The following is a 25,054-nucleotide window of genomic DNA, read 5'->3' on the forward strand; positions in this document are numbered from 1 at the left end:
CTGCGGTCCGATTACAGCTGCAAAAACGACTCGAACCCGCCGAAGATCATGCGCTTGCCGTCGATCGGCATGTCGTCGAACATCGCCTTGATCCGCGAATCGGCCATGACTTTCTCATTAATTGCGTCGCGCTGCTGGCGCGATTCATAAGTGATCCAGGAAAAGATCACGGTCTCCTCCGGCGTCACCTGCACGGCGCGCGGAAAGGACGTGAGCTCGCCATAGGGCACGTCGTCGGCAACGCATTCGACGTAACTCAACGCGCCATAACTCTTCCACACCTCGCCCGCGATGCGCGCCTTCTCCTTATAAAGCGCCAGCTTGTCCTTGGCCACGGGAATCACGAAACCATCGACGTACGGCATGTGGGCTCTCCTGTCAGTGACACTCGTCCCAAGGACGGCCGGGCCGGTCCGGATCCGACATCGGGCGCAGAAATTCATGGGTACTGAAAAGTCAACTGCCTTGACGTGACATAGACGCACAAAAGCGGCGCGTGCGAGCCTGCTCGGAGAACTCTAAACCTGGCGGGAACCCATGAAACACGTATGCAAGTTGCTGTGGCTCGGCTGCGTCGGCGCCTCTCTGGCGCACGCCCAAGCGCCGGTCGAAGGCGAGAAGTGGCGCATCACCAGTTCCATGCAAATGGCCGGCATGTCCATGCCGGGCATGTCCTCGGAAATCTGCAAACAGCCGGGCGAGGACACCGCGCCCATCAAGACCGACGACAACTGCCAGATTTATGACATGAAGCGCGAAGGCAACGTGCAGAGCTTCAAGATGCGCTGTACGGGCAAGGACGCGATGGAAGGCTCGGCGCAGTTCACTTACCTGGGCAGCGATCGCTACCAGGGCAAGATGGAAATGACCGCGCAGGGCGAGACCATGGTCATGAACTACGAAGGTCAGAAGCTCGGCCGCTGCGACGGCGGCGAAATGAACCTGCAGGCCAAGAAAATGATCGCCGACGGCGAGCGCCAGCAGAAACTGGCCGAGCAGCAGCAGATCGAAGCCTGTCACAAAGAAGCCGCGAAGGCCGAGAGCCCCGGCTTTCTCAGCATGTGCAAAGACCCGGCCGATCAACGCACCTACTGCGAGGCGATCCGCACGCACGATAAGTTCAAGCGGCTCGACGAACAGGAACAACAGAACGCCAAGTGGGCGCAGCACGATCCCAACAATCTCAACGCACGCCCGCTGACCAACTCGGCGCGCATCTGCGGCTTCGCGATCGACAAAGAACGCGACGGCCTGTGCACCACCGCCGAGCAGAACGGCAAGCTGGATTTCATCGCGAGCCAATGCCCGACTCTGGCGGCCGGCATCGCGGCCGCGCAGTGCGCCGGTCGTCGTTACACGGCGATTGCCGATCGGTATCGCGGTTTCTGCTCGGAGTACGCCAGCAATCAGTCGCAGGCCGAACAGCAGCAGGCGGAAACGCCGATGGACAAGACCAAAGGTTTGTTCAACAAAGGCAAGAAGGCGCTGGGTGGCCTGTTCACCAATTAATGACAGCTCGCGCCGAGCATGGAGGCAACGACTCGCCTCCGTGGTCGGCGCGTTGTTTTTGTCCGTCTCTGTTCCGCTTCACGCGGACGTGCTGGATCCGTATCCGCACGCCGCGCGCAGCTATCTCCTCATGCGCGATCAGCAAGTCCTTTGGCAGCGCGCGCCCGATCTGCAATTGCAACCCGCCTCGCTCGCCAAGTTGCTCACGGCGCTCGTGGTTCTCGAATCTGACTGGAAGGCCGATCGCTGGCTCACCGTGAGCAAGTACGCGGCGAGCGTGCCGCCATCGCGACTCGGCTTGCAGGCCGGCGAACAAATCACCGCCGGCGCGGCGTTGGCTGCAATGCTGATCCGCTCCGCCAACGATGCGTGTCGCGTTCTGGTCGAAGGATTCAGCGCCAATCTCACACCGTTCACGACGCGCATGAAGGCGCGTGCGGTGCAGTTGGGAATGACGGACTCGAACTTCGTCGATCCCTGCGGCTTCGACGCGGACGGCCAGCACAGCACGGTCACGGATTTGTTGAAGCTCGCGCAAGCGGCCCGATCCGTCCCGCTGATCGCGCACTTGACCGCTTTGTCAGAAGCACAGTTGATCACGCGCGCCGGGCGCACCATCAAGTTCAACAGCACCAATGCCCTGCTCGGACGTCTGGAAGGCGCGCAAGGATTGAAAACCGGCAACACCTCGCAGGCGGGCCAATGTTTGATCGCTTATGCCCGCCGGCAGAATCACGAAGTCTGGCTGGTGATGCTGGGTGGAACCCAGCGCTGGTGGCTGGCGCATGGAATGATCGACGATGCATTCGATGCAGCTCGCGCCCACTGAGCAGCGCACTTCGAATGCAGCGTTGTTGACGACGCTGGCGCCGGTGTTGCCAGCCGTGGCCATCCTGCTGTTGTGGTGGCCGTCACTCTCAGCGAGCTTCCAGTTCGATGACTGGAACGTCATCGTCAACGAGCCGCGAGTACATTCGCTCGCCGCATGGTGGCAGTCCATGCCCGGCATCCGGCCGCTGCTGAAGCTGAGTTACGCGCTCAATATGACGATAGACGCGGGGCCGACGGGATTCCGCGTCGTCAACATTCTCATTCACGCACTGAGCGCGACGCTCGTGTGGTCATTGCTCCGCACCCGTGGGATCCGTGCCGGGCTGGCCGAGGTCGACGCGTCGGGCGCCGCGTTGATAGCAGCGCTGGTGTTCGCCCTGCATCCGGCGCAGACCGAGGCCGTCACGTACATCTCCGGTCGCTCCAGCGCGCTTGCCGGATGTTTCTGCCTGCTCAGTCTTTACTGCTGGGTCCGGAGCGAACAAACGGAGCGCGCTGCGTGGCTCGCCGCATGCTGTATCTGTTTCGGCCTTGCTGCCGCGACCAAAGAAACAGCGCTGATATTGCCGCTCGCGCTGCTGCTCTACTCCGCCGACCGTCCTTGGGCGCTCACAGTGAAACGACTGACGCCGCTGCTGTTGCTCATGGTGTTGATGTTTTGTGTTGCGCTCAGTTTGCCAACGTACCGGCGTTTGCTCGCGGTCAGTCTGGACACCCGAACCATCGGCGAGAATGTTCTGACGCAATCGCAGGCGGTGTTGTATCTGGCCGGCCAGCTGATACGGATCGCCAACAGCAACGTGGATCCGCAGCTGCCGGTGGTCACATCCTTGAACTGGCCGAGCGTGGCACTTTGTCTGGCGTGGCTGAGCATCCTCGGCATCGCGTCGTCGAACGTGCGTCGGGCCCCGGTGAGCGCCTTCGCCGTGCTGTGGTTTCTGCTGTGGCTGGCGCCGACCAACTCCCTGCTGCCGCGCCTCGACGTGGCCAACGACCGGCAGTTGTATCTCGCGCTGATGGGACCGGCCTGGTGGCTGGCAGCGCGACTGACTTCCTGGCAGCGGCATCGGCCCGCGTTGCTATTAGTCGCCGTAGGAATATTGCTCGCGGCGCTGAGCTGGGCAACCTATCAACGCAACCGCGTGTACCAAACAGAGATCGCCTTCTGGCAGGACGCCGCCGAACGCGATCCCGACAACTCCCGCGCCGCGAACAATCTCGGTATGGCGTACGCGGTCGATTGTCGATTCAATGAGGCGGCAAAGGAATTCCAACGCGCCAGCACATTGAGTCCGGACGACTACGTCTCCCGAATCAATCTGATTCTGCTGCACAAAGGCCAGCTGCCTGGCGTCGACGCGCAGCGATGCGCCGCCACCACGAGCCGCTGAGCATCGCGGGAACATCCCGCGATTTGCCGCGTCATTGCTGAGTCCACAACGTGAGCAGCGACTCGGTGTTGCCATGCCTGTGTCAGTCAATCCCGCGGATGTCGCGGACACCGAAGCGGATCGAGGCCGTCTTGCACATCGTCCCCGCGACATTGCCTGGCGTGGCTGGTGGGATGTGTTCTGGCGCGTGAAGGATCAGTTGGATGCCGACAATGTGTCCATCGTCGCCGGCGGTCTCGCGTTATTCGGCCTGATGGCGCTCTTTCCCAGTCTGGCGGCCGCCGTGGCGATCTACGGCATCATCGCCTCGCCCGAGGCGATCGCGGCGCAGATCCAGACTTTCGCCGCCCTGCTGCCCGCCGGCACGGTGGAAATCCTGCAGAACCAGCTGTATCAGCTGGTCAGTCAACGCAACGAAACACTCAGCATCGGCGTCATCGCAGGTATTCTGGTGGCGATCTGGAGCGCGCGCAAAGGCATGGTGGCGCTCATCACGGCCATGAACGTGGCCTATAACGAGCACGATCATCGCTCGTTCCTGATGCGCATGCTGATCTCTTTCGGCTTTACCTTAGGCGGCGTGCTTGGCTTCCTGCTGTTGGTCGCCATCGGCGTCGCGGTGCCGATCGTGCTGGCATTCTTCCCGTTCGGCAACGCGACCGAGTGGGTGCTGCTCACGGTGCGGTGGGCCTTGCTGTGGGTAATGGCCGTGTTCGCCTTCTCGGTTCTATACCGCTTCGCTCCGCATCGAACGCATCCGCGCTGGGAGTGGGTCAATGCCGGCTCGATCATCGCGGCTACGCTGTGGTTGATCGGCAGCGCGCTGTTCGCTCTCTACGTTCGCAACTTCAATTCCTTCGGCGAGGCGTACGGCGCGATCGGCGGCGTGGTCGTGATGTTGATGTGGTTTTACGTGTCCTCGTATGTCGTCATTCTCGGCGCGGAGATCAACTCGGAGCTCGAGCGCCAGACCGTGAACGACACGACCGTCGGCCCCGGAATGCCGATGGGCAGGCGAGGCGCATACTCGGCGGATACGGTCGGACCGCGTGGGTGGCAGTGGAAGCGCGCTAGCAAACGTTGAGCCTGACGACCAAAGCCGGCATGATCAACAGCACGAGCGCCACCAGCGCCAGCGCGCCGCCCGCCCATGCGACAAAACCAATGAAGCGCGTGTGCTCATCGCTCTCGCGACGTTGCATCAGATAACCTCGCCGCACGATCGCCACTGTGATCGCTCCCGCGAGCGACGACGCCAGCACGGTCGTCAACGGCACGACAGGTAAACCGAGCAAGCTCGCATCGTCAAAGCCACGAGCGCACGCCAGCGCGGCGAACACATAGACGAACACGAAATCCGCCATCCACACCAGCAAGCCGCCAGCCACTAGAAATGTCGTTGCCGTGAACCGGTGTTGCATGACGGATCTCACATCGCCAGTCGGGGTGAGCTCATCACGAGCAGCGCGAGCACGCCCTGCGCCGCGCAGTAGTACCACATGATGCGCGTGTTATCGAAAACGACCCGACGCACCGGATCGATCATGCCGAGCCACAACCGGACCAGCGTGAAGCCGGCCATCAGAGTCAGCAGCACGGCATGCAAGCCCTGCCACGCGACCGTCGTATACGCCGTCGAAGCGTAGCCATGTAACTGCGGCTGCAAATTGGTCTCGAGCAGCGCATGGAGGCTCAGCCCAAACGCGATCCAGACACCCGCCAGCGCCGCCGTCAGCGTGAGACCCACCGCTCCCATTCGTTTCTGAGGCAACATTCGATTGGAAACATACATGGCTGCGACGGAAACCGCCCAGGCCAGCGCCGCCGCGACCGAGCTGCCGATCAGCGGCAGTTCGAGACTCTCGGGCGGAAATCCTGAAAGCGTGACCGTCCACAGATAGAAGAACGTGAATATCAAACACGCGAAGATGCTGCCGTCCACGAGCATCAGCACCACCATGGACCACCACGAGTGTGAGTTGCTCCCCGTCATGTAGTCGGGCAGGCTCAGCCCGCCGCCGATGTCGAACAGCTTGCCCGAAGGCGCCGGGTCGCTTTGCCACAGCCACATCAGAATGCTGACCAAAGCGACAATCGCCCCGAGGACTGCGATCACCATCCATTTCACCGTCAGCGCCAGAAAGAACACGGCCGTACCCACACCCGCGAGCACGGGCAACCAGCTCGATCCCGGCAGGCGCAGCACATACTGGGGCCGCGCATCGATCGGACTGGTGACAATGGTCTCGCGCACACCGGTCGCCGTTCCCGGAAGATAGTGCTGACCGGCGTCGACCTCTTCCGGTAACGATGGATTGGCCCATAGTGGATCGCGGTTCGTCACGAAGGGAATGCTGCGAATGGCATATTCATCCTGCGGCAGCCATTCGAGCGACCCCGCTCTCCAGGGATTGGTATTCACTTTGCCCGCCGGCCGGAAGTGCAACAGCAGATCCAGCAGCACGATGCCAATGCCGGCCGCGAACACGAACGCGCCCACGGTCGACAACAGGTTGTAGATCTCCAGGCCATAGCCATCCGCATACGTCCAGACGCGGCGAGGCATGCCGAGCAGTCCGGCAATGTGCATAGGAAAGAAAGTGAGATTCACGCCGATGAACATGATGGTGCACGCCCACGTCCCCATTCGCTCCGACAGTTGTCGCCCGCTGATCAAGGGCGCCCAGTAGTAAATGCCCGCGAACACAGGAAACAACATCCCCCCAATCAGGACGTAGTGCAGATGAGCGACGACGAAATACGTGTCGTGCGCCTGCCAGTCGTAAGGCACGACGGCGAGCATCACGCCCGTGAGGCCACCGAGCACGAACACCCCGAAGAAGCCCAGCAGAAAATACGTCGGCGTTGTCCGTTGCACATTGCCGCGCCAGAGCGTCGCGATCCATGAAAACACCTGCAACCCAGCGGGTATCGCCACGGCCATGCTGGCCGCCGAAAAGAAGCTCAGCGACAGGTGCGGCATGCCGGTCGCGAACATGTGATGTACCCACAGCGCGAAGGAAATGGTGCCGGTGGCGAGCATCGCGACCACGATCCATCGATAGCCGATCAGCGGCGTCTGCGCCATGGTGGCCACCATCATCGAGACCAGCCCTGCCGCCGGCAGGAAGATGATGTAGACGTCGGGATGACCGAACAGCCAGAACAGGTGCTGCCACAACAGCGGATCGCCGCCCTTCTCCGCCAGAAAGAACGGCCAGTGGAACGCCCGCTCCAGTTCCAGCAACGCCGTGGCCAGGATGACCGGAGGAAAGCCGAAGATGATCATCGCGCCCACGATCAGCATCGCCCACAAATAGATGGGCATCTTGTCGAGCGTCATGCCTGGCGGCCGCGTTCGCAGGATGCCGACCACGATCTCGATGGCCCCGGCAATCGCCGAGATCTCGATGAAGCCGATGCCGAGCAGCCAGAAGTCCGTGCGCAGTCCCGGCGAGAATTCGTAGCTGGTGAGCGGCGGATACATGAACCAGCCGCCGTCGGGCGCAAGGTCGAAGAAAATGGTGGTGAAGAACACCAGCCCGCCGACGAAGTAGGCCCAGAACGCATACGCCGACAGTCGCGGGAATGGCAGATCGCGTGCGCCCTGCATCGCCGGCAGTAGCAGAATGCCAATGGCTTCGATCACCGGCACGGCGAATAAAAACATCATCACCGAGCCGTGCATGGTGAACAGCTGGTTGTACAGGTCGTAATCGACCAGATCGTTGCCCGGCACGACCAGCTGCGTCCTCATGATCAAGGCGAGGATGCCCCCGAGCACGAGGAACAACAGCGCCGCGCCGATGTACCAAAGCCCGATCGCCGTGTTGTTCACCTGGGTGAGCACACGCCAGCCACGCGGTCGCTTCCAAACTGCTTGCAGACGCTCGAACTCACCTGCGGGGCGAGGCAATGTGTTCGGCAGTTCGTCCGGTGGGCGGCTGCTCACTCGAGACTCCCTAACCACGCGGACAACGCTCGCAGCTCCACGCCGGAATACGCGAGACTCGATGGCATCTTGTTGCCGGGCTTCACGTCCTGCGCGCCGGCGATCCACCCCGCCATGGTGCCGATGTGATTATTCAAGGTGCCGGCGGCGAGCGACTTGCGGCTCCCGACGTGAGTGAGGTCCGGCCCGGATGTGCCCTCGGCGGGTGTGCCACGAATGGTGTGGCATTCGTGGCATTCGCCGCGAAAGAACGCGTCGTAGCCGGTTTTTAGAAAGGGATCGGTCGGCTCGTTCGCAGGGCGCGCTTGACTCGCGAGCCAGGCATCGAAATCGGTCGTCTCCTGAGTAACTACATACAACGCCATCAACGCGTGCTGTCCTCCACAGTATTCGGCACAGAGCGCACGAAAGGTTCCTTCTTCACTGGTCTGCAGCCGCAAACGCGTCGTGCGCCCCGGAATCATGTCGACTTTGCCGGCCAGCGACGGCGCCCAGAAGCTGTGAATCACATCCGTGGTCGAGAGCACGAGCTCCACGGCCCGATCGGTGGGCATCCGGATTTCGTTTGCCAGAATAACCTCTTGTCGTCCAGGTTGTTCGTAGCGCACTTCCCACCACCACTGCTTGCCGACGACATGAACTCTCAGCAGGCCATCCGCAGGCGTGCGTTCGCGAGCGTCGCCTATCCCGAAGCATTCGAGAAAAAGTTGGAGTGCGTTGCTCGAACCGATGGCGTTCAAGCCGTTGCCAACGGCGAGCGAATACATCAGCAGCACCGTCAACGTGACGATGGGAAACGCCAGGCCGCCGCCCAGTATCCAACCCCGTGCGTTGATCGCTCTCGCCTTGGCGAACACGCCGTAGATGGCGAGCGCCATGACGACCACGAAGATGATTGCGCCACCGACATACAGCGCCGTTCCTAGTTGGTCGATCAATGCCGCGCCGCTGTCCGAGGCGGGATGCAGGACCGATGCAGAATGAGACGACTCCATGCTCAGTCGGACTCATATAGATAGGCGGCCATGTCTCGTGCTTCCTTATCGGACATGGCAATCGCCGGCATGGCGGTCTGCGGAGCCATGGCGGGCGCGTCAGCGATCCAACGCACCAGCACCTCGGGTTCGTTTGGGAATTTGCCGGCCACGTAGGAGCGGCGGGAATAGTTGTCCAGTGCGGGCCCTGTCTTGCCAATTGCGTCGGGCACTCCAGGGATCACGTGACACACGCCGCACTCATAGCGCGCCAGCGCCTCACGTCCTTGGTCTGGATCTCCGCCAATGATACGGGGCTCATAGTCGCGGCCGGGTATGCAGGCAACGAGCCACGACGATGTGAGCAGCAATCCAATGAATCGAAACATCCGCCCGGCCATGACGCTACTCATCCATGGTCATCAGGTAACGCGCCATGTGTTGGGCGTGCGGCTCGATCACGTCGAGATCGGGCATCATGGTGTGAGCGCTGATCTCCTGTGGAGCGACGATCCAGCGCACCAGGTTGTCGTGCGTGTTGGGAAGTACGCCGGCGATGTATCTGCGCTCACGCCATTTCTCCAGCGACGGTCCGATGTGAGTCTTCGGGCCGACCATGCCGCCGATGATGTGGCAGTTGTCGCAGGCGTACTGCCGGAACATGACTTGCGTGGTTTCGCGGCTGTAACTTGGCGCCGTCGTCGGCGCTGGGCAGGATTCTGCTGTTGCCGATGTGTCCAGCTTGCGATGCTCCTCTTTGGTCAGGAACGGCATGGCTTTCAAATACGCAACCGTGGACCACAGTCCGTCTGTGGAGATGCGGAACTCCCATGCGGGCATGCCAGACATGCGCACACCTTTAGCAGTCACGTAAAACAGATGCGCTTCGGGCCAATCGCGTGCTGACTCGGAGAGGCTGCTCGGTGACGGCAGCTGCCCTCGCCCCAGCGGATCGCGCGCCACGCCCGGCGCTCCGTGACACTGCTGGCAATATTGGCGATAACAGGCATATCCAACTTTTACATTCGCGACGCGATCCAGATCGGGCACGACGATCTTGTCCGCGTATCGGGCGACCGAAAAACGCAAGCCCTGCTCGAGGATGCGATAGGTGATGCCGAAGTGCTGCTTGGTCGCTGCGGTGCTGTACGCGCCGGACAGCAAAATCACTGCGCCCGCGCCAGCGCCGATGAGAACCAGGGCGACTGCGCCGATGGTCATGAACAGAGCTTTATGGCGATGGGCGATTCCCGTTCGCACGGCGGGCGATCTCGGTAGACTGTACCTGTCCCTAATTTGCCGATACTCGACCAAGTTCCGATGAAGGAGATCATGACCATGCAGACCCGCCCCTTCGGCCGCACTGGCTGGGACGTATCGGATATCGGCTTCGGCGCCTGGGCCATCGGCGGCTCGTGGGGCGACGTCGAAGAGAATCAGGCGCGCGACGCCTTGCGTGCGGCGCTGGAAGCAGGAACGACTTTCATCGATACCGCCGACGTGTACGGCGATGGCCGCTCCGAACGCATCATCCGCGACGTGCTCAAAGATTGGCGCGGCCCCCGCCCCATCGTCGCGACCAAAGCCGGGCGGAGACTGTCACCCCATGTTGCCGACGGCTACACGCGAGCGAATCTCGAAGCCTTCGTCGATCGCAGCCTGAAGAATCTGGGCGGCGAGACGTTGGACCTCGTGCAACTGCATTGTCCGCCGACGGAGGTTTACTACCGACCCGAAGTGTTCGCAGCGCTGGATGCGCTGGTCGCCGCGGGCAAGATTCGCCACTACGGCGTATCTGTTGAAAAAGTCGAAGAGGCGCTGAAGGCGATCGAATATCCCGGCGTGGTCTCGGTGCAGATCATCTACAACATCTTTCGCCAGCGGCCCGCGGAGTTGTTCTTCAGAGAAGCCAAGGCACGCAACGTCGCAGTAATCGCTCGCGTGCCGTTGGCCAGTGGCTTGCTGACGGGCAAATTGAATCGCAACTCGAAGTTCGCCGAAGACGACCATCGAGCGTTCAATCGCCACGGCGAAGCCTTCGATGTCGGCGAGACATTCTCGGGCGTGCCGTACGACGTGGCGCTCGATGCAGTCGAAGCGATTCGCCCGCTCGTGCCCGCGGGCGTCTCGATGGCGGCCTTCGCGCTGCGCTGGATCCTGATGTCAGACGCGGTGTCGGTCGTCATTCCCGGCGCCAAGTCGCGCGAGCAGGCGCAGGCGAACGTGGTCGCAAGTCAGCTTGCGCCATTGCCCCAGGAGTCAATGCGGGCGCTGCGCTCGATTTACGAGCGGCAGATCGCCCGCCACGTTCACCATCGCTGGTAGCGCTGCTGCTGGGTCACGCTGCCAGCACGCCTTTCGCCTTCGCCGTGTGAGTCGCGATCAGATCCATCAACGCCGGCGACAGACAGTCGTAGGTCGGCAAGCCGAGCTCCTGCAACCGCGAACGGACCGCGCCCATGTTCTCGGGCTTGGCGCCCGATTCGATGATGGACGATACGAACGCCGCGAACTCGGGCGCCGCCCAACCCTTGTCGGAGGACAGTTCGGTATGGACGAAGTCGAATCCATAGAACGGATGGTTCTTGTTTTCGATGCGCCCATACATGTGCACGCCGCAGCCGGTGCAGGCATAGCGCTGAATGGCCGCCGACTCATCGACGATCTTCAGCTTCTGCGCGTTGGCCGTGACTTTGAGCTTGTCGCGCGGAATCACCGCGACCATCGAGAACAACGCGCCCTCGGGCTTCCAGCACTTGGTACAGCCGCACACGTGATTGAAGGCGACGTCGCCCTCGAGCTTGACGGTCACCTGATTGTCCTTGCATCTACAGGTCAGCGTGCCACCCGCGAAGCCGCTCTTGCCGGGCTGGACGCCGTTGTCCACCGATGGATGAATTTTTAAAGCTGCCATGATCGTTCTCCAATTCGTTGTTGCTCGACTGCTCAGAAGATCGCGACGCTCCTGATCGACTCGCCCTTGTGCATCAGGTCGAACGCGTCGTTGATGCGCTCGATGGGCATCTGGTGCGTGATCAGCTCGTCGATTTTGATCTTGCCCTCCATGTACCAGTCGACGATCTTCGGCACGTCGGTGCGGCCCCGCGCGCCGCCGAACGCCGTGCCTTTCCAGACGCGTCCCGTCACCAGCTGGAACGGCCGGGTCCTGATTTCCTGGCCCGCGCCCGCCACGCCGATGATCACCGAAACACCCCAGCCGCGATGACAGCACTCCAGCGCCTGGCGCATCAGATCCACGTTGCCCACGCATTCGAAGCTGTAATCAGCGCCGCCATCGGTGACATTCACCAGGTGCGCCACCAGATCGCCGCCGACTTCCTTGGGATTCACGAAATGCGTCATGCCGAAGGCTTCGGCGAGCTTGACGCGTCCGGGATTGATGTCGACGCCGACGATCTTGTTCGCGCCCGCCAGCCGCGCGCCCTGGATGACGTTGAGGCCGATGCCGCCGAGACCGAACACGACCACGTTGGCGCCCGGTTCGACTTTGGCGGTATTGATCACCGCGCCGATGCCGGTGGTGACGCCGCAGCCGATGTAACAGACCTTGTCGAACGGCGCGTCCTCGCGGATCTTCGCGAGCGCGATTTCCGGCATGACCGTGAAGTTGGCGAAGGTCGAGCACCCCATATAGTGATGCACCATCTCTTTGCCGATGGAAAAACGGCTGGTGCCGTCGGGCATCACGCCTTTACCCTGCGTGGCGCGAATCGCCGTGCACAGATTGGTCTTGCGCGACAGGCACGATTTGCACTGGCGACACTCCGGCGTGTACAGCGGAATCACGTGATCGCCCTTGCGCAGCGTCGTCACGCCCGGACCGACATCGACCACCACTCCCGCGCCTTCGTGTCCGAAGATCGCTGGGAACAAACCTTCCGGATCGGCGCCGGAGCGGGTGAACTCGTCGGTGTGACAAATGCCCGTGGCTTTGATCTCCACCAGGACTTCGCCGGCGCGTGGTCCGTCGAGATCGACGGTGGTGACTTCGAGGGGCTTACCGGCCGCGTAGCCAACGGCAGCTTTGACTTTCATGGACCATTCTCCCGGCGGGTTTGCTTGATCTTGCCGCTCGCATCGAGCAGCGGAATTCGATAACTCGTCAGGATCTCGTCGATCCTGGCCTGGTGTTCGCCGATCCAGGTGTCCAGCACGCCCTGCCATTCCTTTTCGCCGAAGCGCACGCCCATGGCGATCTCGTAGGTGAACTTGATCTGTGGATCGGGCAGGAACGGCACGGCCTGCCACTGTGCCTGTTCTGACTCGGACCGCGCGGAGTGTCGTTGCACCAGGAACCCTGCGATCGGCCCCCAGACGATGGCGAGGTCGATTTTTTTCGACGCCAGGTCCTGCTCGATGGTGTGCGCCGGATTCTCGGCGGGGTCGCCGCTCTGCTGCGCGTACAACACCGCGCGCTCCATCAACCCGTTCCGTAATAGCCAGTCGGCGCCCGGCGAGCGCGCGAACACGCCGATGCGCAATGCCGATAATTTCTCGCGAGGCAGCTTCAGCAAATCCTCTGCCGTCTGCAGCTCACGAAATTCCGCGCGCTGCGCGAACACCAATCCGTAAGTGGAGTGCATGTACGGCCGCGTGGTCGCCGTCAGCTCATATCCCTTGGGCACCCCTATGATCACGTCACATTTGAATTGCTTGGTCGTTTCGTCACGCTGTCGCAGCGTGTTGCGCACGAAACCCATGCGTTGAGGAAAAAAGGTGTACTCGACACGACGGCCGAGATCGCGCGCCAGCGCCTCGGCAATCTTGTTTTCGTACCCCTCCCCGCTCCGGTTCGACAATGGCAGGTTGTCCGGATCGGCGCAGACGCGCAGGACCGATTCCACATCGTCCGCACGCGCCGCGCCAGTCGACAACAAGATGCAGACCAGCGCGGTGCCCAGGCGCGATCCCATAGCTGAGCTATGGGATCGGCTGCAGGCGGCCAGGCTGGATCTTGCCATCGGAGCGACCTTTCAAATAAGCGTACAGGCCTTCCCAGTTCTCATTCACCATGGCGCTGGTGTTGAACGGCGGCATGCCCTTTTCCGGCCGGCCGTTCATCATGATGTTGTGGAAGTCCTCTTTGCTCAGTTTCTTCAACGACTCCACCAGGGACGGTCCGACCATGCCTTCCTGCTCGGCGCCGTGGCAGCGCTCGCACGCGAGCGCTCGCCACGTCTTCCAACCTTTCAAGGTTTTTTCATCGACCTTGTTGCCTTCCTGCACTTGGTAGAGGGCTTCGCCCGCACGACTGTCGTTCGCACCGGCCGCGGGGGCGTCGCTAGCGCTGACGCACACCGCGGCGATGCTGAGACTTAAAACGACCGTTGACCACTTCATGACCCGCTGAGTGCTGTGCTTCATGAAGTCGGGCTCACTGCAGCGCTGTCGTCGCGGTGGAGGTCGTATCCGGCAGTCCGAAGACGAACAGCGAACCGCCCAGCGTCGTGTACTTGGCCAGATCCTTGTAGCCGCCCACCGCGCCGAGGCCTTCGGTGGCTTCGGTCAACCCGGCCGCCATGCCGATGCCGGCCCAGCCGCCGATGCCCGAATACGTGCCGACGTACTGTTTGCCGCCGTACTCGTAGGTGAACACGTTGCCGATGATTCCGGACGGGGTCTTGAACTTCCACAGCTCCTTGCCGTCCTTGGTCGAGACCGCTTTGATATAACCTTCCAGCGTGCCGTAGAACACGATGTCGCCCGCCGTGGTGAGCGCGCCCGACCAGACCGAGAAGCGCTCCGGTTTCGACCAGGCGATCTTGCCTGTCGCCGCATCCCACGCGATGAAGTTGCCCATGCCGCCATGGCTGCCCGGCGTCGGATACATGGTCAAGGTCGCGCCGACATACGGCTGACCCGCGGTGTACTCGACTTGGAACGGCTCATACGTCATGCAGACGTGGTTGGTCGGCACCATGATCAGACCGCTCTTGCGATCGTAGCTGGCGGGCTGCTGGTCCTTGCTACCGAGCGCGGCCGGACAGATGTCTTTCACATTCACGTCCGGACCGGTAGTCCCTGGCGAATATTTCTTATCGACCACGGGCCGGCCGGTCTTCATGTCGACCTTGGTGGCCCAGTTGACGGTCGGATCGTATTTCTCGGCCACCAGCAGCTCGCCGGTCTCGCGATTCAACGTATAGCCGAAGCCGTTGCGATCGAAGTGCACCACCGCCGGCACCTTCTTGCCCTTGATGGTCAGATCCACCAGCAGGTTCTCGTTGACGCCGTCGTAGTCCCACTCGTCGTGCGGCGTCATCTGGTAGGCCCACTTCGCCATGCCCGTGTTCAAATCGCGGGCGAACAGGGTCATGGACCATTTGTTGTCACCGGGCCGCTGCGCCGGATTCCACGTGCCCGGGTTGCCGGTGCCGTAATACACCAGGTTCAACTTCGGATCGTAGGCATACCAGCCCCAGGTGGTGCCGCCACCCAGTTTCCATTGGTCGCCCTTCCAGCTCTTGATGCCCGTGTCGGCGCCGATCGGCGCCATCTTGCCGTTGGTCCAGGTCATGGTCTTGGCCGGATCCACCAGCATTTCCTTGTCGGGGCCGGTGCTGTACGCCTGCCACAGTTTCTTGCCGCTCTTGATGTCATAGGCGATCAGGCGACCGCGCACGCCGAACTCGCCGCCGGAAATACCGGTGACCACCACGTCCTTGAACACGTGTGGCGCGTTGGTGTTGGTCTCGCCGATCTTCGGATTGCCGTTCTTGGCGCTCCACAACACCTTGCCGCTGTTCATGTCCAGGGCGACCAGCGTGGTGTCCGCCTGTTGCAGCAGGATCTTGCCGTCGCCATAGGCGAGGCCGCGGTTCACAGTGTCACAGCACATGACCGGGACAACTGACGCATCCTGTTTCGGCTCATACTTCCATTTGTAGGATTGGTCCTTCAGATTGATGGCGTACACGTTGTTCGGGAACGGCGTGTGGATATACATCGTGTCGCCGATGACCAGTGGCGACCCTTCGTGGCCGCGCAGGACGCCGGTCGACATGGTCCACGCTACTTGTATCTTGCCGACGTTGCCGGCGTTGATCTGTTTGAGCTCGCTATAGCGGTGATTGGCATAGTCACCGGCTTGGGCGGCCCAATTCGACGACTTGCTCATGGCCATTTCCAAGTCCGTGGCCGACGCCACGGTGACGGTGGACGTGGCAGCCACCAGCAGGACCCAGCAATGCTGACGTTTCATGTTCAATCCCCCGAGACTGACCGAGAAATTTTTTGTTGATGGCCGCTGGCGCGCTGCATGCACAATGATGGTTAGCGCCAACACACTCCACCTCAACGAGGCGAACATGACGATGCAACGCCTGTGCCACCTGAGCTCGATTTGCGCGGCTGTCGGCTTGATGACATTCAGCATTCCAGTGAGCAGCGCACCGCCGGTGAACGACTATCCGACGCAAGCGCGCGTCGAATACGTGAATGAATGCATCGGCAAGCACGACGACAGCCTGGCGAACGTATATCAGTGCTCCTGCACGATCGATCGCATCGCCGACCAGCTGACTTACGACGATTTCGTCGAGGCCATTACGTACGCGCGCTATTCCGGCTTGCCTGGAGAAGGCGGCGGATTGTTTCGCGACTCCGACAAGGCGCGCGCCATCGCCAAACGCTTCCGCCTCCTGGAATCCGAGGCGGAGCGCGAGTGCGGCTTGATCAAGAACTGATGTTTATCGAGGCGCCATCTTTATCGCGGCGCCGGCCCGATCACGATGCCCCACGGCGAACCGCCGACCGGAATGCGCTTTACCGTGGTCAGCGTCGTGGTATCCACGACGCTGACATCGTTCGAGGGTCCGTTGGCGGTATAGAGAAAGCGGCCATCCGCCGAAAGCGCGATGCCCCACGGCCGCGTGCCGACCGGAATTTCCTTGATCAGCTTGAGCGTCTTCGGCGCCTCTTTCATATCGACCACGGCCACCGTGCCACCGCGCCCGGTGCTCAAATACAAGCGATTGCGTGGGGAATCGAGCAGCACCGCCATGGGCTTCGCGGCCTCTCGGAGCTGTAACACCCGCTGCACGGGCTCACCCGCCGGCACAGCGATCCGATAAAGAGAAGCATCGAGCTCGCCTGACACATACGCCGCTGACCCATCCGCCGTAAAAGCCATGTCGCGCGGTCGCTTGCCCACCGGCACGTGCTTCTCGACCTTGAGTGTCTTTGTATCTATTACAGACACCGAACTGTCGGATTCATTGGTCACCAGCACCCAGCGACCGTTGGGGCTCAGCGCCACGCCTTCGGGCTCGAGCCCGACCTTGATGCGCGCGATCACTTTCGCGGCCTCGACATCGACCACCGACAGCAAGCCCACGTCTTCATTGGCGACGTACAAACGTTTGCCGTCGGCGCTCATGGCGAACTGCTCGGGATCGGAGCCCGCCGCCAATACCTTGATAACTTTGCGTAAACTCGTATCGACGATGGCAATGCCGTCGGCTTTCAGATCGCGCTCGCGCTTGGCGCATTCCTCATCCGGCACGTTAGGCGGACATTTCGGCAAACCGCTCACGGCCACGAACAGGCGCGAGCCATCCCGCGACAATTTCATTCCCCGTGGGCGCTTGCCTACTTCGATGGTCGCGATGTTCGTGGCGCTCGCCACGTCCAGCACCGAAACGCTGTGGCCATCTTCGTTGGAAACGTAGACGCGGCCGCTCGATGACTGGGCGTCGGCTGCGGCAACTTCGAATATGTATCCGCATACACCGAAAAAAATCAGCAGCCAGAGTGGTCGCCGCGCTACATAGCTCATAATTTGCCCTCGAAGTGAGCCCCGGATCGAGCAAGCGATATGCCACAGATTAACTAAGACGGTTAAACTCGTGCAGCCGGCGGTAACGATCACTGCAAGGGACGCAGTGGATAATCAATCCGCGGCAAGTGTGTCAGGGGCGATACAGGCCGTGACAGTGTCACGGCACAGTTGACACACTGCCGCATGGGGATGAACCGAAGGAGAACCCATGGACGTAACAGCAGTGCATGCGGGGAATGTGCTGGAGCTCGTGCGCGAGCATAAAGCGCCTGGCCTCGGTCCTCCTCTGACTCTGCATCCCGCGATCGCGGGTTCCTGGCGACGCTGCGCGCTGGATTACTCGATCGATCCGGGCCGACGCACTTATGCGCCCACCGTCATCGATGCAGCCCAGCTCGCCGAGCGCCTGGTCCAGCACGCCGACCTGCTGCAGATCGCCTCCGCCGAAATCGATTGGCTGTACGAGCACATCGCGGGCTCCGGCTACGCGCTGGTGCTCACCGACGCCAGCGGCATCGTTCTATATGAGAAGACCGATGCGACGCTGGTCGACGTGTTCCGCTCTGCCGGGCTCATGATCGGCGCCGATTGGAGCGAGCGTCAGGAAGGCACCAACGGCATCGGCACCTGCATCGCCGAGAACCGGCCGGTGATCGTGTATCGCGAAGAGCACTTCCGTTCCTGCCACATCGGCCTGTCGTGCTCGGGTGCGCCGATTCGCGATCATTCGGGCAAGCTGGTCGCGGTTCTCGACGCGTCGACGCTGAACGCCCGCGACACCCGTGCGAGCCTGGCGCACACCATGGCGCTGGTGAGCCTGTCGGCGCAGCTGATCGAAAAGTGTCTGTTCCTGCACCAGTTCCAGGGCGAGACGGTGTTTCGATTCCACGCGCGTCCCGAGTTCGTCAACTTGCAGCACAGCGGCGCCATCGCGGTGGCCCGCGACGGCCGGGTGGTCGCCGTCGATGAGACCGCGCTCTGGTTACTGCGCGCAAAGAACCGAGCCGCGATCGTGGGGCGTGGCATCGACGAGATTTTCGATGTTCCCGCCGCGGAGCTCACCGAACCTTCGCGCCGTGCCGAAACCTCCTTGCGCCCGGTGCGCGATATCATGTTCGGCCGTCACTTCTTTATTAGCCTGGATCAGGAAGCCGCCTCGCCCCGCAGCCTGGCCGCTCCCTCCTCGGCCCGAGAAATCCTGCAACTTCCGGCGGCGCCTACGCGCAAGGCCGTACTCACGCTGGAAGACTTGGCCGGCGAAGATGCGCAGATGGCCCGCAACATCCGCAGCGCGCGGCGGGTCGCGACTTCACGCGTGCCAGTCATGATTCAAGGACCGACGGGCGCAGGCAAGGAGATGTTTGCGCGCGCCTTGCACGCTGCCAGCGATCGAGCGACGCGCCCGTTCGTCGCCTTGAACTGCGCGGCCATTCCCGAAACGCTCATCGAAAGCGAGCTGTTCGGTTACACCGCCGGCGCGTTCACCGGGGCCCGCAAAGGTGGCATGAAAGGCAAGATCCTGCAGTCCTCCGGAGGCACGCTGTTCCTCGACGAAATCGGCGACATGCAGCTGAGCTTGCAGACGCGCCTGTTACGCGTGCTCGAAGAACAGGAAGTCATGCCGCTCGGAACGGACACGCCGATTCAGGTCGATCTGCGCGTGATGTGCGCTTCACATCAGAACCTGCGGGGCATGATCGCGCGCGGCGCGTTCCGCGAGGATCTGTTCTATCGGCTCAACGGCATCACCATCGAGTTGCCCTCGCTCGCCCAACGCAGCGACAAGGAACGTCTGATCCGCGAATTCTTCGCGACCGAAAGCGGCGACGGACGGCCGGTCGCCATCGAGATGGACGCCTTCCAGCGGCTGCTGGATTACAGCTGGCCCGGCAACATCCGCGAGCTGCGCAACGTGATCCGCACCATCCTCGCGATCTGCGATAGCGATGTGATTCGCCTCGTCGATCTGCCCAGCGAAGTGCGGCTGTGTCAGGCTCGCGCCGAAGAGAACTGCGAAGCGCCGAGCTCCATCGAACGCGATGCGCTCATTCAATGCATTCGCGAGTGCGATGGCAACATGTCACGCGCCGCCGAGCGGCTGGGCGTGAGCCGCAATACGTTATATCGGCGCTGCAAGCGGCTCGACATTCCGCTGCAGCACTCGCGCGGTTCTATCGTGTGAGCTCAAGGTAAGCGCTGACTTTCGATCAGCGACAGCGAGCTGTCCTTCCTGCGGAATATCAGCGGGGCTTCGGGCGCTCGCTGTTGTTGTGCCCGCTCGACCGCCGCGACCACGACATGATGATGTGGGCTCTTGGAGCAGACCGGATCGGCGGCTCCGGCATCATGAGCTAACAAATACGCCTGGCAGCGACAGCCGCCGAGATCTTTATCCCGCTCCTCGCAACTGGCGCAGGGTTCCTTCATCCAGCCCTTGCCACGGAAGCGGTTGAATCCTTCGGACTCGAACCAGATGTCCCGCATGCTGTGCTCGCGCACGTTCGGGAAGCTGAGTCCCGGGAGCATCTTCGCGGTATGACACGGCAGCGCGGTTCCGTCCGGCGCCACTGTCATGAGCGTGGTTCCCCAGCCGTTCGCACAGCGTTTCGGGCGCTGCTCGTAGTAGTCCGGCACCACGAAGAAGATGCGCATCTTCCCTTTCAATCGCTCACGCCATTCGCGCATGGTCTGTTCGGCGCGCTGCAGTTGCTCGCGCGAAGGCAGCAGGTGCTCGCGATTCAAATGCGCCCACGAGTAATATTGCGTGTTCGCAAGCTCCAGATAATCGGCGCCCATGCGCGCGGCCATGTCGATGATGGTGTCGAGGTGATCGATGTTGAGCCGGTGGATCACGCAGTTGAGCACCATCTGATAGCCGTGCGACTTGATCCACTCCGCGCAGCGCCGCTTCAACTCGAAAGTCCGCGTATGCGACAGGAAATCGTTCATCTCGCGCGTGGAGTCCTGAAACGAGAGTTGAATGTGATCCAGCCCTGCCCGCTTCAGCTCGGCCAGGCGCTCGCGGCTCAGACCGACGCCGGAAGTAATCAGATTGGTGTAGTAGCCCAGGCGATGCGCCTCGGCGGTGATCTCTTCCACGTCATCGCGAACCAGCGGCTCGCCGCCGGATAGCCCAAGTTGCACTGATCCGAGCGCACGCGACTCTTGCAGCACGCGCAGCCATTCCTGAGTGGTCAGCTCGTTTTCAACGGCCGCGAAATCGACCGGGTTGTAACAAAACACACACTGCAGGGGACAGCGATAGGTCAGCTCGAGCAGCAGCCACAACGGCGGCCCGACGCTCGTCGATGCATTCGGCAGATAGGGATGGGCCGTGCTCATGTCATGCTCACGCCATGTCTATGACTGGGGCGCGTCGATCCAGCCCTGTGCAGTGGCGAGCTCCAGGAAGCGCAGGACGTCGTCCTGCAATCCACCGCGTTTGAACGTGGCTTCCAGGTCCGCCACGATGTCGTCGACGCTGCGGATTCCGTCGCAACGGCGCAGAATCTCCGCCGCGCTGGTGTTCAACTTCACCATGCCCTCGGGATACAGCAGCACATATCCATTCTGCACGGCCTCCCACTGCAGCCGAACGCCGCTGCGAATGCTGGGTCGCTCGGCGGGCGTCATGTCTGCACTCCGTAATGCTGGGCCATGGCGTCGTTCATCGCCCACAGGATGTCGAGCTTGAACTTCAGCACTTCGAGCGCGCGATGCTGTTGTTCGCGCGTCTTGAAGTAAGCCAGAGTGACCGCCAGCCCGTGGTTCACGTCCCGCTGGGCCAGGGACATGCGGCTGCGGAAGTAATGCAGTCCCTTCTGATCGATCCACGGGTAATGTTCGGGCCAGGAGGACAGTCGCTGCTTATGAATGTCCGGCGCGAACAGTTCGGTGAGCGAAGAACACACCGCTTCCTGCCACGGCTGCTGACGCGCGAAGTTCACATAGGCATCGACGGCGAAGCGCACGCCCGGAATCAATCGGCTCAAGCTTTCGACTTCCGCGCGCTCCAGTCCGACGGCTTCGGCCAAGCGCAGCCACGCCTCGATGCCCCCTGGATCGTCACCATGCCCGTCATGATCGAGAATGCGTTCGATCCACTTCCGCCGCACTTCGCGGTCCGGGCAGTTGGCCAGGATGGCTGCGTCTTTGCGCGGAATGTTGATCTGATAGTAGTAGCGATTGGCGACCCAGCCCCGGATCTGTTCGCGCGTGGCCCCGCCGGAATTCAGCATCACGTTGAACGGATGATAGATGTGATAAGCGCGGCCCTGCTCTCGCAGCTTCTGCTCGAACACCTCAGCATTCCAGGCGGACTCGAGCTCGGCGGTACTCACAGATCGATCTCCATGCCGTCGTACGCCACTTCGATGTTGTGGGCGTTCAGGACTTCGCGCTCCGGCGAGTCCTCGACGAGAATCGGGTTGGTGTTGTTGATGTGGATCAGCACGCGGCGCGTCGTCTGCGGCAGCCGGTCCAGCCAACGGATCATGCCGCCGGTTTGCGTGAGATGGCCCATATCGGCGGCGCGCTTGCGCGACACACCGAGAGCGATCAGCTCGTCATCGGTCCAGAACGTGCCATCCACCAGCACGCAGTGAGAACCGGCCATCAGCTCGAACAGCCATGAATCGATGTTTGCAACGCCGGGCGCGTAACATAGCCGGCGCTTGGCCCGCACATCCTCGACCAACAGCCCGATGACATCGCCGGGTTGCGAGGCGCGCTTCGAATACGGCGGCGGTTTGCCCGGCAGAGCGATCGCCTGCCAGCGCAGGTCTTCGCTGCCCTCCACGCCGAACCACTCGCCGGGCTCGATGCGCTGACGGCTCACGCCGCAATAGTTCTGCAGGACCTGCAGGATGGGATTGACGGTCGTGAGATCGGCGAACACGCCGTCGGTACACCACAGCGGCCAGGGCCGCGGACTTTCGCGAAGCATCAACAGCCCGGTGGTGTGATCGATCTGCGAATCGGTCAGTACGATATTGCGTATGCCGGTGTCACGAGCGGAACGGGCCGGTTGCAGCTGCGGGTTGGCCTGCAACTGGGCCAGGATGTCGGGAGAAGCGTTGACCAGCGTCCAGGCGGTTTCGTCCGCACCGCGGATGGCGATGGAAGACTGCGTCCTCGGCCGGGCATTCAATTCCCGCCGACGCACCCCAAGACAGTTCCGGCAATTGCAGTTCCACTGAGGGAAACCGCCGCCGGCGGCGGAGCCTAGAATTCTTACCTGCATCGGGCAGGCAAGGCCGCCGGCGAACCGGCGGCCCCGCCCTCTTCAGCGATCAGCGATGCTCGGCGTACATGGTGATTTCCATGCCCAGACGCAGATCGATGGCTACGGGTGTTTCCCAGATCATGGATGACTCCTTGTTGGACTGATGGACTCCACTCGCAACATGCACCCGGCGGACGGTGCGCCGCCACGCAAGCATCATGATTCTCGACTCATGATTTTCATGAGCGCACATATCCATGAGTGGTCCATGAGTGAGCCGCGAGTGGGGTTCTCGCCGGCCGCCGGTCATACTTGACCCCCCAGTCTCCCGGGATGGCCTTTGAAACTTCGTACCCACGTCAATCTGATCGTCGCCAGTTTGAGCGCCGCGCTGGTCGGGCTCGCGGCCTGGCTGCAGTTCGATGGCACGCGCCGCTCGGTCGGGGAAGAAATCGCCGGCGCCAACATCGTCGCGACCCAATTGCTGGCCCGGATGATCGTGGGGCTCGACCAGGGGGGTGACGATGCGGTGATCCTCGCCTTCCTCCAGCAGCTCGGCCGAGTGCGCGCCCACGAGATCACCATGCGCGATGCAAATCGTGAGGAGGTCTATCGTTCCCCGCCCTCGCCGTACAAGGCGGGGCGCGAAGCGCCGGCATGGTTTGCGTCCCTGATATTGCCGACGACGCCCGTGCATGTGTTCCCATTGTCGGGGGGCGGTGAGGTGCGTGTCGAAGCCAATGCTTCGCGCGCCATTCTGGACGGCTGGGACAATCTGATCGAGCTCATGATATTCGGCGGCATAGCGTTCACGGTGCTCAACGCGGCAGTGTTCTGGCTGGTGGGCCGGGCCGTGGCGCCCTGGTCCGTGATCGTCGACGGACTCACTCGCATCGAACAGGGCGACTTGGAACATCGCCTGCCCGCGCTCAGGGGGCACGAGGCCAACGTGATCGGCGCGACTTTCAATCGCATGGCGGCCTCGTTGCAGGACAAGCAGCTGAGCGACCGGAAAGCCATCGAGGCGGAGCAACGCCTGCAACAACGGCGCGAGCTCGATCAAATCATCGAGCAACGACTCGATGAAGAACGGCGGCTGATCGCTCGCGAATTGCACGATGAGTTCGCGCAATCGGTAACAGCGATCCGCAGCTTCGCCGTCGTGATCGCCAATCAGCACGAAGCTGACTCGCGCACCGCCGAGGTCGCACGACTCATCTCAACCGAAGCCGCGCGCCTCTACGACGCCATGCACGGCCTGATCCCTCGCCTCGCTCCACTCACGCTCGATACGCTGGGCCTGGCCGAAACCCTGGAAGACTTCATCAAGCAATGGCAAGTTCGCAATCCGTCCATCCAGTTCTCCCTGCGCCATGAGCTGCCCGCGCAACTGGGCGACAGCATCACCATCGCGATCTATCGTGTCGTGCAGGAAGCGGTCATCAACGCCGTCCGGCATGCGCGCCCGACGACAGTGGACGTCGAAGTCGTATGCTCGGATTCGACGGCGCGCGTACGTGTGACCGACAATGGCATCGGTCTCCCGGACGAATGGTCGCAGCCGGGACATTTCGGATTGCGAGGACTGCAAGAAAGAATGGTCATGCTGGGCGGCAAATTGACTCTGACCGAACATGCTCCGCACGGTGTGGAGCTGACCGCGGAGATTCCGCTCGGGGCGCAGCTATGATCAAAGTGCTGCTGGTAGACGATCACACCGTGGTCCGCACCGGCTTTCGGCTGCTGCTGGAAACGGTGAGTGACGTGCGCGTGGTCGCCGAGGCCGATAGCGGCGAAGCCGCGTGTCTGCGTTTCGATGAACTGGCGCCGGACGTGGTGGTGCTGGATCTTTCCATGCCCGGCATGGGCGGACTCGAAACCATCAAACGACTGCGGGCGCGCAACAAGGATGTGAAAACGCTGGCGCTCTCCGCTCACGACGACGCCATGCACGCCCGGCGCGCCTTGAAACAGGGAGCCCTCGGATTTCTATCCAAGCGAACCGCCCCGGAAACGCTGCTCGAAGCGGTCCGCATGGTGGCGGCGGGCCAGCGTTATATCGATCCCAAGCTCGCCCAGGAAATCGCGCTGGCCGAAGTCGGCGGCGCCAGCTCGCTGATCGAAGCGTTGTCCGAGCGGGAATTCGAAGTGTTCCTGCGCCTCGCCAACGGCGCGGCCGTGCCCAAGATCGCCTCGGAGCTGAACTTGTCGACGTCCACGGTCGGCACGCACCTGTACAACATCAAACAAAAGCTGCACGCCGGCAATCAGGCGGAACTGACCCTGATCGCGCTTCGCGCCGGCCTGATCGAACGCTGACCGAAAAGTAACCACGAATAGGGGACAGATTTATTTTCGGCTCGCGGGCGCTGC

The 25,054-nt window shown here is 62.1% G+C and carries 26 protein-coding genes; 9 read left to right on the plus strand and 17 right to left on the minus strand.

Going from position 1 to position 25,054, the window contains the following annotated elements; translation table 11 throughout:
- Positions 1 to 11 precede the first annotated feature (11 nt).
- Positions 12 to 365: a DUF1428 domain-containing protein gene (locus VGD45_RS32735; protein ID WP_331159624.1), complete on the minus strand. Its 354-nt coding sequence runs from the start codon at positions 363 to 365 to the stop codon at positions 12 to 14.
- 172 nt (positions 366 to 537) lie between these two features.
- Between VGD45_RS32735 and VGD45_RS32740 the strand changes: the two genes are divergently transcribed.
- The 4 genes from VGD45_RS32740 (at position 538) to VGD45_RS32755 (ending at position 4,815) form a co-directional block, all read left to right on the plus strand.
- On the plus strand, positions 538 to 1,509 hold the full coding sequence (locus VGD45_RS32740; RefSeq protein ID WP_331159625.1) for a DUF3617 domain-containing protein: 972 nt from the start codon (positions 538 to 540) through the stop codon (positions 1,507 to 1,509).
- Between the two features lie 58 nt (positions 1,510 to 1,567).
- Positions 1,568 to 2,338, plus strand: coding sequence for a hypothetical protein (locus VGD45_RS32745; protein WP_331159626.1), 771 nt, complete (start codon positions 1,568 to 1,570; stop codon positions 2,336 to 2,338).
- Positions 2,310 to 3,731, plus strand: a complete 1,422-nt coding sequence (locus VGD45_RS32750) for a tetratricopeptide repeat protein (RefSeq protein ID WP_331159627.1) — start codon at positions 2,310 to 2,312, stop codon at positions 3,729 to 3,731. Before VGD45_RS32745 ends, VGD45_RS32750 begins: the two co-directional genes overlap by 29 nt.
- A 73-nt stretch (positions 3,732 to 3,804) precedes the next feature.
- Entirely contained in the window at positions 3,805 to 4,815 is a 1,011-nt protein-coding gene (locus tag VGD45_RS32755) for a YihY/virulence factor BrkB family protein (RefSeq protein WP_331159628.1), read from the plus strand.
- Here VGD45_RS32755 and VGD45_RS32760 read toward each other — a convergent pair.
- The 5 genes from VGD45_RS32760 to VGD45_RS32780 are packed head-to-tail and all read right to left on the minus strand — an operon-like array spanning position 4,802 to position 9,878.
- Complete coding sequence (locus VGD45_RS32760; protein WP_331159629.1) at positions 4,802 to 5,152, minus strand: hypothetical protein; 351 nt, start codon at positions 5,150 to 5,152, stop codon at positions 4,802 to 4,804. The genes VGD45_RS32755 and VGD45_RS32760 overlap by 14 nt on opposite strands.
- An 8-nt stretch (positions 5,153 to 5,160) precedes the next feature.
- Positions 5,161 to 7,683: a cbb3-type cytochrome c oxidase subunit I gene (locus VGD45_RS32765; protein ID WP_331159630.1), complete on the minus strand. Its 2,523-nt coding sequence runs from the start codon at positions 7,681 to 7,683 to the stop codon at positions 5,161 to 5,163.
- A complete protein-coding gene (locus VGD45_RS32770; protein WP_331159631.1) occupies positions 7,680 to 8,678 on the minus strand; it encodes a cytochrome c oxidase subunit II in 999 nt (332 codons plus the stop codon). Before VGD45_RS32770 ends, VGD45_RS32765 begins: the two co-directional genes overlap by 4 nt.
- Before the next feature lie 2 nt (positions 8,679 to 8,680).
- Positions 8,681 to 9,070, minus strand: coding sequence for a c-type cytochrome (locus VGD45_RS32775; RefSeq protein WP_331159632.1), 390 nt, complete (start codon positions 9,068 to 9,070; stop codon positions 8,681 to 8,683).
- Positions 9,063 to 9,878, minus strand: coding sequence for a cytochrome c (locus VGD45_RS32780; RefSeq protein ID WP_331159633.1), 816 nt, complete (start codon positions 9,876 to 9,878; stop codon positions 9,063 to 9,065). The genes VGD45_RS32775 and VGD45_RS32780 overlap by 8 nt, the downstream gene beginning before the upstream one ends.
- Positions 9,879 to 9,995: 117 nt before the next feature.
- Here VGD45_RS32780 and VGD45_RS32785 point away from each other — a divergent pair, with 117 nt between their 5' ends.
- The gene (locus VGD45_RS32785; RefSeq protein ID WP_331159634.1) at positions 9,996 to 10,982 is read left to right on the plus strand and encodes an aldo/keto reductase; all 987 of its coding nucleotides are present in this window, start codon (positions 9,996 to 9,998) and stop codon (positions 10,980 to 10,982) included.
- A 13-nt stretch (positions 10,983 to 10,995) separates the two neighbouring features.
- On the opposite strand, the gene gfa is transcribed toward VGD45_RS32785, so the two are convergent.
- The 5 genes from gfa to VGD45_RS32810 are packed head-to-tail and all read right to left on the minus strand — an operon-like array spanning position 10,996 to position 15,879.
- Positions 10,996 to 11,571 (minus strand): S-(hydroxymethyl)glutathione synthase, encoded by a 576-nt coding sequence (gene gfa, locus VGD45_RS32790; protein WP_331159635.1) that lies wholly within the window; start codon positions 11,569 to 11,571, stop codon positions 10,996 to 10,998.
- Positions 11,572 to 11,603: 32 nt separating this feature from the next.
- Entirely contained in the window at positions 11,604 to 12,713 is a 1,110-nt protein-coding gene (locus tag VGD45_RS32795; RefSeq protein ID WP_331159636.1) for an S-(hydroxymethyl)glutathione dehydrogenase/class III alcohol dehydrogenase, read from the minus strand.
- The gene (locus VGD45_RS32800) at positions 12,710 to 13,591 is read right to left on the minus strand and encodes a quinoprotein dehydrogenase-associated putative ABC transporter substrate-binding protein (protein ID WP_331159637.1); all 882 of its coding nucleotides are present in this window, start codon (positions 13,589 to 13,591) and stop codon (positions 12,710 to 12,712) included. Before VGD45_RS32800 ends, VGD45_RS32795 begins: the two co-directional genes overlap by 4 nt.
- A 7-nt stretch (positions 13,592 to 13,598) precedes the next feature.
- Entirely contained in the window at positions 13,599 to 14,018 is a 420-nt protein-coding gene (locus VGD45_RS32805) for a c-type cytochrome (RefSeq protein WP_349263409.1), read from the minus strand.
- Positions 14,019 to 14,052: 34 nt separating this feature from the next.
- Entirely contained in the window at positions 14,053 to 15,879 is a 1,827-nt protein-coding gene (locus VGD45_RS32810; RefSeq protein ID WP_331159639.1) for a methanol/ethanol family PQQ-dependent dehydrogenase, read from the minus strand.
- 106 nt (positions 15,880 to 15,985) lie between these two features.
- Between VGD45_RS32810 and VGD45_RS32815 the strand changes: the two genes are divergently transcribed.
- A complete protein-coding gene (locus tag VGD45_RS32815) occupies positions 15,986 to 16,363 on the plus strand; it encodes a hypothetical protein (protein ID WP_331159640.1) in 378 nt (125 codons plus the stop codon).
- Between the two features lie 20 nt (positions 16,364 to 16,383).
- Here the strand turns inward: VGD45_RS32815 and VGD45_RS32820 are convergent, their stop codons facing one another.
- Positions 16,384 to 17,454, minus strand: coding sequence for a cytochrome D1 domain-containing protein (locus VGD45_RS32820; protein ID WP_331159641.1), 1,071 nt, complete (start codon positions 17,452 to 17,454; stop codon positions 16,384 to 16,386).
- Between the two features lie 211 nt (positions 17,455 to 17,665).
- On the opposite strand from VGD45_RS32820, the gene VGD45_RS32825 reads away from it, so the two are divergent.
- Positions 17,666 to 19,639 carry a sigma-54-dependent Fis family transcriptional regulator gene (locus VGD45_RS32825; protein WP_331159642.1) on the plus strand — a complete coding sequence of 658 codons (1,974 nt, stop codon included), beginning with the start codon at positions 17,666 to 17,668 and terminating at the stop codon, positions 19,637 to 19,639.
- Positions 19,640 to 19,641: 2 nt separating this feature from the next.
- Here the strand turns inward: VGD45_RS32825 and pqqE are convergent, their stop codons facing one another.
- From pqqE to pqqA, 5 genes are read right to left on the minus strand one after another with little or no spacing between them, the layout of a single operon-like run.
- Positions 19,642 to 20,799 (minus strand): pyrroloquinoline quinone biosynthesis protein PqqE, encoded by a 1,158-nt coding sequence (gene pqqE, locus VGD45_RS32830; RefSeq protein WP_331159643.1) that lies wholly within the window; start codon positions 20,797 to 20,799, stop codon positions 19,642 to 19,644.
- An 18-nt stretch (positions 20,800 to 20,817) separates the two neighbouring features.
- Complete coding sequence (gene pqqD / locus VGD45_RS32835; RefSeq protein WP_331159644.1) at positions 20,818 to 21,090, minus strand: pyrroloquinoline quinone biosynthesis peptide chaperone PqqD; 273 nt, start codon at positions 21,088 to 21,090, stop codon at positions 20,818 to 20,820.
- The gene (gene pqqC, locus VGD45_RS32840; protein ID WP_331159645.1) at positions 21,087 to 21,797 is read right to left on the minus strand and encodes a pyrroloquinoline-quinone synthase PqqC; all 711 of its coding nucleotides are present in this window, start codon (positions 21,795 to 21,797) and stop codon (positions 21,087 to 21,089) included. The genes pqqD and pqqC overlap by 4 nt, the downstream gene beginning before the upstream one ends.
- A complete protein-coding gene (gene pqqB / locus VGD45_RS32845; protein ID WP_331159646.1) occupies positions 21,794 to 22,699 on the minus strand; it encodes a pyrroloquinoline quinone biosynthesis protein PqqB in 906 nt (301 codons plus the stop codon). Before pqqB ends, pqqC begins: the two co-directional genes overlap by 4 nt.
- A 49-nt stretch (positions 22,700 to 22,748) precedes the next feature.
- Positions 22,749 to 22,901 (minus strand): pyrroloquinoline quinone precursor peptide PqqA, encoded by a 153-nt coding sequence (pqqA, locus tag VGD45_RS32850; protein WP_331159647.1) that lies wholly within the window; start codon positions 22,899 to 22,901, stop codon positions 22,749 to 22,751.
- 120 nt (positions 22,902 to 23,021) lie between these two features.
- On the opposite strand from pqqA, the gene VGD45_RS32855 reads away from it, so the two are divergent.
- Together VGD45_RS32855 and VGD45_RS32860 are read left to right on the plus strand one after the other, a co-directional pair.
- Entirely contained in the window at positions 23,022 to 24,371 is a 1,350-nt protein-coding gene (locus VGD45_RS32855; protein ID WP_331159648.1) for an ATP-binding protein, read from the plus strand.
- Positions 24,368 to 25,000 carry a response regulator transcription factor gene (locus VGD45_RS32860; RefSeq protein WP_331159649.1) on the plus strand — a complete coding sequence of 211 codons (633 nt, stop codon included), beginning with the start codon at positions 24,368 to 24,370 and terminating at the stop codon, positions 24,998 to 25,000. The genes VGD45_RS32855 and VGD45_RS32860 overlap by 4 nt, the downstream gene beginning before the upstream one ends.
- Positions 25,001 to 25,054 lie beyond the last annotated feature (54 nt).

The organism is Steroidobacter sp., assembly GCF_036402275.1.
In the GTDB taxonomy this organism is placed as follows: Bacteria; Pseudomonadota; Gammaproteobacteria; order Steroidobacterales; family Steroidobacteraceae; genus Steroidobacter.

Coding starts and splice junctions, on each gene's coding strand:
- VGD45_RS32735 (WP_331159624.1), bottom strand. CDS start 365: ATGCCGTACGTCGATGGTTTCGTGATTCCCGTGGCCAAGGACAAGCTG.
- VGD45_RS32740 (WP_331159625.1), top strand. CDS start 538: ATGAAACACGTATGCAAGTTGCTGTGGCTCGGCTGCGTCGGCGCCTCT.
- VGD45_RS32750 (WP_331159627.1), top strand. CDS start 2,310: ATGCATTCGATGCAGCTCGCGCCCACTGAGCAGCGCACTTCGAATGCA.
- VGD45_RS32755 (WP_331159628.1), top strand. CDS start 3,805: ATGCCTGTGTCAGTCAATCCCGCGGATGTCGCGGACACCGAAGCGGAT.
- VGD45_RS32760 (WP_331159629.1), bottom strand. CDS start 5,152: ATGCAACACCGGTTCACGGCAACGACATTTCTAGTGGCTGGCGGCTTG.
- VGD45_RS32770 (WP_331159631.1), bottom strand. CDS start 8,678: ATGGAGTCGTCTCATTCTGCATCGGTCCTGCATCCCGCCTCGGACAGC.
- VGD45_RS32775 (WP_331159632.1), bottom strand. CDS start 9,070: ATGAGTAGCGTCATGGCCGGGCGGATGTTTCGATTCATTGGATTGCTG.
- VGD45_RS32780 (WP_331159633.1), bottom strand. CDS start 9,878: ATGACCATCGGCGCAGTCGCCCTGGTTCTCATCGGCGCTGGCGCGGGC.
- VGD45_RS32785 (WP_331159634.1), top strand. CDS start 9,996: ATGCAGACCCGCCCCTTCGGCCGCACTGGCTGGGACGTATCGGATATC.
- gfa (WP_331159635.1), bottom strand. CDS start 11,571: ATGGCAGCTTTAAAAATTCATCCATCGGTGGACAACGGCGTCCAGCCC.
- VGD45_RS32795 (WP_331159636.1), bottom strand. CDS start 12,713: ATGAAAGTCAAAGCTGCCGTTGGCTACGCGGCCGGTAAGCCCCTCGAA.
- VGD45_RS32800 (WP_331159637.1), bottom strand. CDS start 13,591: ATGGGATCGCGCCTGGGCACCGCGCTGGTCTGCATCTTGTTGTCGACT.
- VGD45_RS32805 (WP_349263409.1), bottom strand. CDS start 14,018: ATGAAGTGGTCAACGGTCGTTTTAAGTCTCAGCATCGCCGCGGTGTGC.
- VGD45_RS32810 (WP_331159639.1), bottom strand. CDS start 15,879: ATGAAACGTCAGCATTGCTGGGTCCTGCTGGTGGCTGCCACGTCCACC.
- VGD45_RS32815 (WP_331159640.1), top strand. CDS start 15,986: ATGACGATGCAACGCCTGTGCCACCTGAGCTCGATTTGCGCGGCTGTC.
- VGD45_RS32820 (WP_331159641.1), bottom strand. CDS start 17,454: ATGAGCTATGTAGCGCGGCGACCACTCTGGCTGCTGATTTTTTTCGGT.
- VGD45_RS32825 (WP_331159642.1), top strand. CDS start 17,666: ATGGACGTAACAGCAGTGCATGCGGGGAATGTGCTGGAGCTCGTGCGC.
- pqqE (WP_331159643.1), bottom strand. CDS start 20,799: ATGAGCACGGCCCATCCCTATCTGCCGAATGCATCGACGAGCGTCGGG.
- pqqD (WP_331159644.1), bottom strand. CDS start 21,090: ATGACGCCCGCCGAGCGACCCAGCATTCGCAGCGGCGTTCGGCTGCAG.
- pqqB (WP_331159646.1), bottom strand. CDS start 22,699: ATGCAGGTAAGAATTCTAGGCTCCGCCGCCGGCGGCGGTTTCCCTCAG.
- pqqA (WP_331159647.1), bottom strand. CDS start 22,901: ATGATGCTTGCGTGGCGGCGCACCGTCCGCCGGGTGCATGTTGCGAGT.
- VGD45_RS32860 (WP_331159649.1), top strand. CDS start 24,368: ATGATCAAAGTGCTGCTGGTAGACGATCACACCGTGGTCCGCACCGGC.